General features: G+C 67.3%; 9 protein-coding genes. 7 read left to right on the top strand and 2 right to left on the bottom strand.

All coding sequences use genetic code 11. The features are described from left to right. Positions 1–85: 85 nt before the first annotated feature. Entirely contained in the window at positions 86–301 is a 216-nt protein-coding gene (locus MET9862_RS14490; RefSeq protein ID WP_142583643.1) for a hypothetical protein, read from the bottom strand. Positions 302–538: 237 nt separating this feature from the next. On the opposite strand from MET9862_RS14490, the gene MET9862_RS14495 reads away from it, so the two are divergent. From MET9862_RS14495 to MET9862_RS14530, 7 genes are all read left to right on the top strand, one after another. Further along, positions 539–1,714, top strand: a complete 1,176-nt coding sequence (locus MET9862_RS14495) for a peptidoglycan-binding domain-containing protein (protein WP_142583644.1) — start codon at positions 539–541, stop codon at positions 1,712–1,714. Positions 1,715–2,050: 336 nt separating this feature from the next. Then, positions 2,051–3,226, top strand: coding sequence for a zinc-dependent alcohol dehydrogenase (locus MET9862_RS14500; RefSeq protein WP_142583645.1), 1,176 nt, complete (start codon positions 2,051–2,053; stop codon positions 3,224–3,226). Between the two features lie 22 nt (positions 3,227–3,248). Beyond that, the gene (locus MET9862_RS14505; RefSeq protein WP_185156871.1) at positions 3,249–3,848 is read left to right on the top strand and encodes a hypothetical protein; all 600 of its coding nucleotides are present in this window, start codon (positions 3,249–3,251) and stop codon (positions 3,846–3,848) included. A gap of 183 nt (positions 3,849–4,031) precedes the next feature. Continuing rightward, positions 4,032–4,715 (top strand): SRPBCC family protein, encoded by a 684-nt coding sequence (locus MET9862_RS14510; protein ID WP_142583646.1) that lies wholly within the window; start codon positions 4,032–4,034, stop codon positions 4,713–4,715. 11 nt (positions 4,716–4,726) lie between these two features. Beyond that, positions 4,727–5,896: a zinc-dependent alcohol dehydrogenase gene (locus MET9862_RS14515; RefSeq protein ID WP_142583647.1), complete on the top strand. Its 1,170-nt coding sequence runs from the start codon at positions 4,727–4,729 to the stop codon at positions 5,894–5,896. Positions 5,897–6,214: 318 nt separating this feature from the next. Continuing rightward, a complete protein-coding gene (locus tag MET9862_RS14525; RefSeq protein WP_142583648.1) occupies positions 6,215–8,914 on the top strand; it encodes an excinuclease ABC subunit UvrA in 2,700 nt (899 codons plus the stop codon). A 98-nt stretch (positions 8,915–9,012) separates the two neighbouring features. Continuing rightward, positions 9,013–9,696: a type 1 glutamine amidotransferase domain-containing protein gene (locus MET9862_RS14530; RefSeq protein ID WP_142583649.1), complete on the top strand. Its 684-nt coding sequence runs from the start codon at positions 9,013–9,015 to the stop codon at positions 9,694–9,696. A gap of 359 nt (positions 9,697–10,055) precedes the next feature. On the opposite strand, the gene MET9862_RS14535 is transcribed toward MET9862_RS14530, so the two are convergent. Continuing rightward, the gene (locus MET9862_RS14535) at positions 10,056–10,622 is read right to left on the bottom strand and encodes a type 1 glutamine amidotransferase domain-containing protein (RefSeq protein ID WP_142583650.1); all 567 of its coding nucleotides are present in this window, start codon (positions 10,620–10,622) and stop codon (positions 10,056–10,058) included. Positions 10,623–10,776 lie beyond the last annotated feature (154 nt).

The raw sequence follows: 10,776 nt of genomic DNA on the forward strand, positions 1-10,776 counted from the left end.
GCAGGGCCCGATGCGTCGCAGGCACCCCTCGTCGCGAATGCGCCGCTATGGACCCCGTTCCTGCGATACGTCCCTAGGACAATTCCTATCGAGACCGGGCGGGCGGCTGAGCGTACAGGCTTGGGCTTGGCGCTGCCGGTAGTGGCTCGTCGGGCAGAGCATCCAGCCGATAGAGCCTCTCGACGGCGCTCCAGAAGGCGATCTTCATGTCGGGGCACCGCTGATCGAGAACAACCTCGATAGCCTCCGCGGCTTCGCGTGCGCAGGCATCGCGGTCTGCATCTGAAAAGACGTCGATCATGGCACCACTCCGGACCAGCGGCCGGTCGGGCCGCTACGAGCGCGGAAAGGCAACGTCGGGCCTTCGCTGCGCTATCCCGGCATCTCCCCTAGTTCGACGCGGATGCGACCGGATTTTTCAATAACTCATTCTTCGATCTAAGAAATCGGCTCATACCGGAGAATTCCTACGGGTTCATCCGCGGAAACTTGCGCATCCTGGTGTGGTATCGCTCTATGTCCATACAAGGAGGTCTTCATGAGACTGAAACAAATCTTCCTCGTGAGCGCGATGGTCGCGGCGTTAGCCGGTGGTTACGCACACGCTCAACAATCGTCTGTCAGCAATCAACGCGTCACCCAGGATCAGCCCGATGGACAGGGGACACAGATCTTCGTGAGTTCGGCAGGCGTGCGGCAGATCCAGCAGGCCTTGACCCAGAAGGGCTATAGCACGGGTACCGTAGACGGGCGTTGGAATCCCCAGACAGCGGCGGCGGCACGCAGCTTCCAGCAGGCGCAGAACATGGAGCCGACCGGTACGCTCACCATCCCGCTCGTCTACGGTCTCGGTCTCGAGCAGGACATCGTCTTCGGCAATCGGGGTGGGCAGAGCGGCGGCCAAGGCGGCGATCAGGGGACAAAGCAGGCCGACAATCAGCGTATCATCGTCGAGCGCGCGGATAGCCGCGGCACGCCGCTCTATGTCAGCCCAGCCGGCGTCAGGCAGCTTCAGCAGGCGCTGAACCAGCAAGGTTGGAATACGGGGCAGGTGGATGGACGCTGGGGGCCCGCGACCGTTCAGGCGACACGCAGCTACCAGCAGGCGCATGGGCTCGAGCCGACGGGACGGCTCGAAGTCGGCCTCGTCGCCGCGCTCGGCCTCACCGATTCCATCTTCTCCGCTGGTCACGGCACGGGCCCACAAGCCGCCAACGCGGCACGGCCGCAGCCAACACAAGCGGCTGGCCCGGGAGGCGATCGGCAAGTCGACAACCAGCGCATCGCGGTGGAGCGCACGGATAGTCCCGGCGAGCCGATCTGGATGAATGCGGACGGCGTGCGCCAGATCCAGCAGGTGCTGAATCAGCGGGGCTATGCGGCCGGCCACCTCGACGGCAATTGGAACAATGACACGACAATCGCCGCGACGCACTTCCAGCAAGCGCAGGGCCTTGAGCCCACCGGCACGCTGACCACGAACCTGCTTGCCACGGTCGGAATGTCGCGGTGGGAGCGGGGCGAGTTCATGGGCGGCATGACGGCGCGTGCGAACACGCCGGGCAACCCGAACCCGCAGACGACCGGGTCCTTCAATGGCGCAGTTGGCGCGGGCACTTCCAGATCGGGCGCTACGGACGCCGGCTCGGCGAAGTCCGACGCGGCCCCCGGCCAAGGCAGCGGCGACCAGAGCGCAGGATCAGGCACGCGATAGTCCAAGCCTCGACGGCGGGTTGCGTCCTGCCGCCTCTAAGACCCGCCCGGCGGTCGTGCCGGGCGGGGCGCTCAGGGGAAGGTCAAGGCTCGCCGTCGGCGCAGCCGGTCTCGGGGGCGGTCCGAGAGCCCTTCAGACCCGCGACGCGCATGACACGGCCGGAAGAACCCGCTCAAGCCGGGGGTTCCCTAGGGGATTGCCCGCAGGAACGGGGCGCATCCCGGCTCGGTTCGCTTCGTTGCAATCCCACCCACCATCTCCGCGAGTGCTCAAGTCCGGAGCGACGCGCCGCCCGGACTTGAGCACTCGCTTCTCAACCGATGGGAGTAGACGGCAATGCAAGCCCTGGTTTGGCATGGGAAGGAAGATATCCGCTGTGATACCGTCAGCGACCCGGAGATCGAAGACGGGCGCGATGTGATCGTTAAAGTCACGAGCTGCGCGATTTGTGGTTCGGACTTGCACCTGTTCCATAACTTCATTCCCGCCATGCTCCCCGGCGACGTCTTGGGTCATGAGACCATGGGCGAGGTCGTCGAAACCGGGCGCGGGCTTAACAGCAAGCTGAAGAAGGGCGATCGGGTCGTGGTGCCCTTTACAATCGTCTGCGGCGAGTGCGACCAATGCAAGCGCGGCTACTTCTCCGTGTGCCAACGGAGCAACCGCAAGAAGCACCTCGCAGACAAGGTCTTCGGCCACACCACTGCGGGCCTGTTCGGCTACTCCCACCTCACCGGCGGCTATCCTGGTGGCCAAGCCGAGTACCTACGCGTGCCATTCGCCGACACGACGGTGCAGAAGGTGCCGATGGGTATCCCAGACGAAAAGCTGCTCTTCCTTTCAGACATCTTCCCGACCGGTTGGCAGGCGGCCGTGCAGGCCGACATCCAGCCTACCGACACCGTGGCGATCTGGGGGTGCGGGCCTGTCGGCCAGATGACGATCCGCTCAGCCGTTCTCCTCGGAGCCCAGCAGGTCGTCGCCATCGACCATCTGCCGGAGAGGCTGGAGATGGCCGAGGCAGGGGGCGCCATCACCATCAATTTTAAGACGGAGGACGTCGTCGAACGACTCAATGAGCTGACCGGTGGCGAGGGCCCCGAGAAGTGTATCGACTGCATTGGCATGGAAAGCCACGTGACGCCAAGTATGCCGGATACAGTCTATGACCGCGCCAAGCAGATCCTCCTTGCCGAAAGTGACCGGCCGCACGTGCTGCGCGAGATGATCTATGTATGCCGACCCGGCGGCCTGATCTCGATTCCCGGCGTCTACGGCGGCTTGGCCGACAAGATCCCGATGGGCGCCGCAATGAATAAGGGCCTCACGTTCCGCATGGGACAGACCCACGTCCAGCGCTGGACCGCCGACCTTCTGCGTCGGATCGAGGAGGAGCAGATCGATCCCTCCTTCGTCATCACGCACGAGGTCTCCCTCGACAAGGGACCCGAGATGTATCGGATGTTCCGGGACAAGCAGGACAGTTGCATCAAGGTCGTTCTCAAACCCTGACATTTCGAGAGAAAGAGAAACCATGCCGAACATCTCCAGTATTGCGAGCCTCTCGAATCTCACGCGTTCCGAGGGTGATCCGAAGGTGCTCCGGTCCGGGCCGAGCTCCCGTGGCGTACCGGACAGCCTCGCGAAGGGGCTCGGCTGGTTCAGCCTGGGCCTTGGTTTCACCGAACTCCTAGCTCCCCAGCGCATCACGCGGGCGCTCGGGATGGAGGGCAAGGAAGCCTTGGTGCGCGTCTACGGGGCTCGCGAGATCGGCAGCGGCATCCTCTCGCTGTCGGTCGACAAGAATCTCGGCCTCTGGAGCCGGGTCGCTGGCGATGGTCTCGACATCGCGACGGTGATGACGGCGCTGCGGTCGGACAACCCGAAGCGCGACAATGTCGTGATCGCTCTGGCCCTGCTGCTCGGCATCACGGCAATCGACCTGATCGATGCCCAGGCCAGCACGGCGCGACACAGCCGTGGGGTGGGCCGGAAAAGATCTTACCGGGATCGCAGTGGATTTCCGCGCGGTGTTCAGGGGTCACGGGGCGCTGCTCGGGACTTCAAGACACCGCCCGACCTGAGGCACGCCCCGCCTCTCGCTGCAGTCTCGCAGCGTGCATCCTCCGCTTGAGGCAGCTTTGAGCGAACCAACGGCTTGCGCATCCTGTGCGGTCCACAAGCGAAGGTGCTCCAGCCGACGTTGTCCAACCGCGAAACGGTCCGGCTGGTCGGAGCCGGTGGCTGCGCGGTTTGATCCGCCGCCGACCAACACGCGAATCCGTGCGTCGCAGCAATCCGACCAAGGGGATGACCCATGGCTGATCGATATGGCACCGGCAGAACGCGCGGCCAAACGGAGCAGGAGCACGCCGGGCGCGGCTCCAGCGGCGTCGGGTGGGCGCTGGCCGTTGCAACAGGCGTGGCTGCTCTTTCTGTCCTCGGCGCGCAGCGGCTCGGTCCGCCGGGTCGAGGACGCGCAGGAGGGACCGGCGCTGCCAACGGCTGGAGCCTGGAGCCCGAGGTCGAGAACTCCATCACCATCGAGCGCTCCGCCGAAGAGCTCTTTCGGGCTTGGCGCGATCCGACCACCCTCCCACGCATGATGGCGTTCTTGGCCGACATTCGCCCCGCCGGAGACGGACGGAGCGAGTGGCGTGCCGACGGCCCGCTCGGCCAGAGCCGGACCTGGGTCATGCAGATCACCGAAGAGCGGCCTGGCGAACTGATCCGCATGAGCTCGGACGGAGGTGGCGCACTCGTGACGGAGTGCGAGGTCCGCTTCCGCGCGGCGACGGGCGGTCGCGGCACGATCGCCACATTGCGCGTCCGCTTCGATCCGCCCGGGGGCATGCTCGGCGACGTGGCCGCCCGCTTCTTCAACGGCATCGTGCCGAAGGAACTCGCATCGAAAGCGCTGCACGCTTTCAAGAGCCTTGTCCTGACAGGCGAGATTCCCACCACCGATCGTCAGCCGGCGGCACGGCGCGATCCCCGCTGAGGAGCCTAGTCATGCGCGCGCTCTACTGGAACGGCGTCAACGACCTGCGCGTCGGAACCGTCAAGGACCCCGAGATCGTCAACCCCCACGACGCCATCTTGAAGGTCCGGTTGTCGACCACCTGCGGGTCGGACCTGCATTTCATCGACGGCTACATCCCGAGCATGAAAGCCGGCGACGTCATCGGCCACGAGTTCATGGGCGAGGTTGTCGAGGTCGGGCCGGAGGTGAAACAGGTGAAGAAGGGCGACCGGGTCGTCGTCCCCTCGTTCATTGCCTGTGGTCAATGCTGGTATTGCCAGCAGAAGCTCTTTTCACTCTGCGACTGCACCCACCCGAAGCCGGAACTCCAAGAGCCGCTGCTCGGATATCCGACAGCCGGCATCTATGGTTATACGCATGCCTTTGGGGGTTATGCGGGATCCCACGCGCAGTTTATCCGCGTGCCTCATGCCGACGTGGACTGCTTCAAGGTTCCCGATGGTGTCGCGGACGAGACGGCGCTGTTCCTCTCCGATGCTGCACCGACGGGCTACATGGGCGCCGACTTCTGCGGTATCCAGCCGGGCGACACGGTCGCGGTCTGGGGCTGTGGTGGCGTGGGCCTGATGGCGCAGCAAAGCGCGCGCCTGATGGGCGCCGAGCGGGTGATCGCGATCGACCGCTTCCCCGAGCGGCTACGGATGGCGCGCGAGCACGCGGGCTCTGAGACGATCGACTACACGCAAGTGCACAGCGTCCTGGAGGCGTTGAAGGAGATGACGGGCGGGCGCGGGCCGGATGCCTGCATCGACGCCGTCGGGATGGAGGCGCACGGCACCGGGTCCCAATACGCCTATGACCGCGTGAAGCAGGCGCTGCGCCTGGAGACGGACCGAGGCCAAGCGCTCCGCGAGGCCGTCATGGCCTGCCGCAAGGGCGGCACGCTGTCGGTGCTCGGGGTCTACGGGCTGATCGACAAGTTCCCGATGGGCGTCATCATGAACAAGGGCATGACGGTGCGCAGCGCCCAGCAGCACGGGCAGGCCTACATGGACCGGCTGCTCGCGCATGCGCAGAAAGGCGAGCTCAACCCGGCCTACCTCGCCACCCACCGCTTCTCGCTGGAGGACGGACCGCACGGCTACGACATGTTCAAGCACAAGACGGACGGCTGCGTGCGCGCGGTGTTCGCGCCCTAGGAGCCGCCGACCGTCGCAAGCCGGCCCATCGGATGACGGTATCACGGTGTTCCTCGATGGCACCAACCTGCGCGTGCATCGGAGGGCGGCCGAGGCCGCAAAAGGGAAATCTGCAGCCGAGCGCGACGATCGCGAGACTCTTGGACCAGGCGAGTGCGAACGCCTGGCCCCTTCCGGACCATCCACCTCGTCGCGCGAGAGGTCGGCTCCAGCCGGACGACAGTATCCCGCGGGGGGTAGCTCCCCCGCTGCTGAACCTCTAGTCGGCGCAGCAACGCTCGGCGTCCTGCGGGAAAGGGCGCGTCGAGAGAGATCTCCATGGATCAGCCGAAGCCCAGAGAACTGGTCAGGATTGCGCGATCAGGGGCGGGACGGCCGGGCTACGTCACGGTCAAGGGCGCCAGGGAGCACAATCTGCGGGACGTCGACGTGGAGCTGCCGCGCGATGTCCTGGTGGTGTTCACCGGTGTCTCCGGCTCCGGCAAGTCCTCCCTCGCCTTCGGCACGCTCTACGCAGAGGCCCAGCGTCGCTACTTCGAGTCGGTCGCCCCCTACGCGCGGCGGATGATCGACCAAGTCGGCGTGCCCGACGTCGATGCCATCGAGGGGCTTCCTCCGGCCGTCGCCCTGCAGCAGCAGCGCGGCACACCCAGCGCGCGTTCCTCGGTCGGCAGCGTCACCACCCTGTCGAGCCTCGTGCGGATGATGTATTCGCGCGCCGGCACCTACCCGCCGGGCCAGCCGATGCTCTACGCGGAGGACTTCTCGCCCAACACACCTCAGGGCGCCTGTCCGTCCTGCGGCGGGCTCGGACGGGTCTACCGGGCCACGGAAGCCTCCATGGTGCCTGATCCGTCTCTGACGATCCGCGAGCGCGCCGTCGCAGCCTGGCCACAAGCCTGGGGCGGGCAGAACCTGCGGGACATCCTGGTGAGCCGGGGGGTCGATGTCGACACGCCCTGGAAGGATCTGCCGAGGGCGCTCAGGGACTGGATCCTGTTCACGGACGACCAGCCACAGGAGCCGGTCTATGCCGGGCTCTCCCCGGAGCAGACGCAGGCAGCCCGCCGGCGCCGCCTGGATCCGAGCTACATGGGCACGTTCACGAGCGCCCGCCGCCACGTGCTCGGCACCTTCACAAACTCGCAGAGCGCGCTCATGCGTCGCCGCGCCGCGCGCTACCTCGTCAGCGAGGACTGCCCCGCCTGCCACGGCAAGCGCCTGAAGCCCGAGGCACTCTCGGTCACCTTCGCCGGGCTCGATATCGGCGACTTGTCGCGCCTGCCGCTGTCCGGCCTCGCCGAGGTGATGCGGCCGGTCGCCGAGGACCGGCTGCCCGATGACGAGACCGCCGCCAACGCCGACCCTGGGACGCTCGATCGCGAAGTGGGCCGGCGGGATCGAGCGCAGCGTGCCGCCTCTGGGGCGTCCGCCCATGCCGGTGCACCGGACGTGCGCGCGACGCCAAACCTCTCCATCGAGAAGCGGCTCGCCGCCCAGCGCCTCGCCGCCGATCTCATCGAACGGATCGGGACGCTGACGGATCTGGGCCTCGGCTACCTGTCGCTGGACCGGGTGACCACGACCCTGTCGTCGGGCGAGTTGCAGCGCCTGCGCCTTGCCACTCAGCTCCGCTCGCAACTCTTCGGCGTGGCCTATGTGCTCGATGAGCCCACCGCGGGGCTGCACCCCGCCGACGGCGATGCCATGCACGATGCGCTTGCTGGGCTCCTCGCCTCGGGCAATTCCCTGTTCGTCGTCGAGCACGACATCGGCACGATGCGTCGCGCCGACTGGCTGGTCGATGTCGGCCCGGAGGCGGGCGAGCACGGGGGCACCGTGCTCTATAGCGGCCCGCCGGAGGGGCTGCGCGAGGTGGAGGCGTCGCGCACGCGCCTTCACCTGTTCGGACTTGCCGAGCCGCCGCCGCGCCCGCGCCGCGAGCCTTCGGGATGGCTGCGCCTGGAGGGGATCGTCCGCAACAACCTGCGCGGCGTCTCGGCCTCGTTCCCGCTGGGATGTCTCACCGCTGTCACGGGCATCTCGGGCTCCGGCAAATCGAGCCTCGTCAGCCAAACGTTGCTGGAGCTCGTCGGCGACCGACTCGGCAAACCCGTCGACACCAACGACGAGCCGGAGGATCCCCTCGACGACGCGCCAGGCCCAAGCGAGGGGCGCATCGTCGGCGGCATGGAAGGGGTCCGGCGCTTGGTCAAGGTCGATCAGAAGCCGATCGGGCGCACGCCCCGCTCGAACCTCGCGACCTATACTGGCCTGTTCGATGCCGTCCGCAAACTGTTTGCCGCCACGCCCGAGGCACGCCGGCGCCGCTACGACGCCGGCCGCTTCTCCTTCAACGTCGCGAAGGGCCGCTGCCCGGCCTGTGAGGGCGAGGGTTTCGTCAGCGTCGAACTCCTGTTCATGCCGAGCGTCTACGCCCCCTGCCCGACCTGCCACGGTTCCCGCTACGCGCCGGAGACGCTGGAGGTCACCTGGAATGGGCTGACCATCGCCGACGTGCTCGGCCTGACCGTCGAGCGCGCCTGCGAGGTCTTCGCGGACGAGCCTTCCGTTCTGCGGCCGCTGGGCGTGCTGCTGGATCTCGGCCTCGGCTACTTGCGCCTGGGCCAGCCGGCGACCGAGCTCTCCGGCGGAGAGGCCCAACGCATCAAGCTCGCGACAGAATTGCAGAGGGGGCAGCGCGGGGGCACGCTCTACGTCCTCGACGAGCCGACGACAGGGTTGCACCCGACTGACGTGGATCGCCTCATGCTGCAGCTCAACGGCTTGGTCGATGCGGGCAACACGGTCGTCATGGTCGAACACGACATGCGCGTCGTCGCGGGGGCCGATCACGTCATCGACGTGGGGCCCGGAGCGGGAGACCTGGGTGGCACTGTCGTTGCGGCCGGCCGTCCCGAGCTGGTGGCCAGCGCGCGGGCGAGCCGCACGGCCCCGTACCTCCGAGAGGAGCTTGACGCCCAGGAAGGCGAGGGCCAGCGCCCCCGGCATCCGTGATGGCCCCGCGTCGACACGGATGCCGGGCTCGATCCGCGCCAGAAGACAATGACGGCATCCAGAACGAACGACGTTGAGACCGGCCCCGGAGACCGACGATGAAGATCCTGATGGTGCTGACCTCGCACGACCGGCTCGGTGACACCGGCCGGAAGACCGGGTTCTGGCTGGAGGAGCTCGCCGCGCCCTATTACGTGTTCAAGGATGCGGGCGCGGAGGTGGTCCTCGCGTCGCCGAAGGGAGGGCGTCCGCCGCTCGATCCCAAGAGCAGCGAACCGGGCTCTCAGACTGACGCGACCCGACGCTTCGAGGCGGATGGCGAAGCCAACGCCGCGTTGTCGAACACGAGCCGGCTCGACGGCGTCACCCATGAGGGCTTCGACGCGGTGTTCTATCCCGGCGGACACGGCCCCTTATGGGATCTGGCCGAGGACCCTGCCTCGATCCGGCTGATCGAGATGACGCTCCGGGCCGGCAAGCCCGTCGCCCTCGTGTGCCACGCCCCCGGCGTGCTGCGTCATGCCAAGGCACCCGACGGCAAGCCGCTCGTCGAGGGCAAGGCCGTTACCGGCTTCACGAACACCGAGGAGGAGGCGGTCGGCCTGACCGCCATCGTCCCCTTCCTCGTCGAGGACGAGCTCACGCGGAATGGCGGCGTGTTCTCGAAGGCCGCCGACTGGCAGCCCTACGTGGTTGGGGACGGGCTGCTGATCACAGGCCAGAACCCGGCCTCGTCCGGGCCGGCGGCCGAACGCCTCCAGCAGTATCTCGACGATCGATGACCGCTGTGGGCGATCAACCCGTGGGGGCTTTCGCGGCCCTCCGCGGGTCTCAAGGGGGGCCGCTCGGGAAGCCCGCTCGCGGGCTCCCCCGTAAGCATGGACCTCCGACCGGATGAGCCGCACGCCTGCCAAGCCGACCGCCACAGACCTTGGTCCGCCTTATCGCGGGACTTTCGGTGAGGTGCGGAGACGGGCGACTGCCGCAGAGTGATCGCGCACCGCCGCCGGGCGCCTCCCGTTGCACGCGCCATCCGGGGAGGGGGCGGCAGGAGCAGCGCTTCGCTCGCGCGACGGGCTGCGTCAACCGCGGGCCGGACGGCGATACCGGAGTGGAGCGACCCGGTCGCGTTTGTCGCGGCTCATGCGGGCCGAACGCCCCCGCGTGCATCTGCGTACAGCGTGATCACCGCCCGATTGAACGCCGGTATGTCATCGGGCTTGCGGCTGGTGACCAAGTTCCCGTCAACCACCACCTCTTCATCCACCCAATCGGCCCCTGCGTTTCTGAGGTCGGTTCGGAGCGAGGGCCAGGAGGTGAGGCGTCGCCCGCGCGCAGCACTCGCCTCGATGATGGTCCAGGGGCCGTGACAGATCGAGGCGACAGGCTTGCCCGCGTCGAAGAAGCTCTTCGCGAACGCGACGGCTGCGGGAATCGCGCGAAGTGTGTCGGGGTTGATCACGCCGCCCGGCAGCAGCAAGGCATCATAGTCTTCGGGTCGCGCCCTGTTCAGGGGCACGTCCACCGGGAAGCGGTCGCCCCACTCCGTGAAGTTCCAGGCTTTCACCTCGCCGTCCTTGGGCGAGACGATCTGGGTCTCAGCACCGGCCTGGTCGAGCGCCCGGCGCGGCTCGGTCATCTCGACCTGCTCGAAACCGTCCGTGATCAGGATTGCGACCTTCAGGCCATTGAGGGTGTCGGTAGCCATGGTTGTTCCTCGGTCAGGCTGGGTTCGCGCGCGAAGAATGCGGCCTCATGCGGGTGCCCTCACGGACTGCTGCGCCGGATCGGCCCGTGCGCCGTGAAGACCCGTCCGCCCGCGGACAGGGCGCCCGGAAGTGGTGCGCGGCGCATGCAACAGC

The sequence above is a fragment of the Methylobacterium symbioticum genome (assembly GCF_902141845.1).
GTDB classification, from domain to species: domain Bacteria; phylum Pseudomonadota; class Alphaproteobacteria; order Rhizobiales; family Beijerinckiaceae; genus Methylobacterium; species Methylobacterium symbioticum.

What these genes read in the sequence shown, in the direction of transcription:
- MET9862_RS14490 (WP_142583643.1), bottom strand. Translation starts at nt 301, where the DNA reads ATGATCGACGTCTTTTCAGATGCAGACCGCGATGCCTGCGCACGCGAA.
- MET9862_RS14495 (WP_142583644.1), top strand. Translation starts at nt 539, where the DNA reads ATGAGACTGAAACAAATCTTCCTCGTGAGCGCGATGGTCGCGGCGTTA.
- MET9862_RS14500 (WP_142583645.1), top strand. Translation starts at nt 2,051, where the DNA reads ATGCAAGCCCTGGTTTGGCATGGGAAGGAAGATATCCGCTGTGATACC.
- MET9862_RS14505 (WP_185156871.1), top strand. Translation starts at nt 3,249, where the DNA reads ATGCCGAACATCTCCAGTATTGCGAGCCTCTCGAATCTCACGCGTTCC.
- MET9862_RS14510 (WP_142583646.1), top strand. Translation starts at nt 4,032, where the DNA reads ATGGCTGATCGATATGGCACCGGCAGAACGCGCGGCCAAACGGAGCAG.
- MET9862_RS14515 (WP_142583647.1), top strand. Translation starts at nt 4,727, where the DNA reads ATGCGCGCGCTCTACTGGAACGGCGTCAACGACCTGCGCGTCGGAACC.
- MET9862_RS14525 (WP_142583648.1), top strand. Translation starts at nt 6,215, where the DNA reads ATGGATCAGCCGAAGCCCAGAGAACTGGTCAGGATTGCGCGATCAGGG.
- MET9862_RS14530 (WP_142583649.1), top strand. Translation starts at nt 9,013, where the DNA reads ATGAAGATCCTGATGGTGCTGACCTCGCACGACCGGCTCGGTGACACC.
- MET9862_RS14535 (WP_142583650.1), bottom strand. Translation starts at nt 10,622, where the DNA reads ATGGCTACCGACACCCTCAATGGCCTGAAGGTCGCAATCCTGATCACG.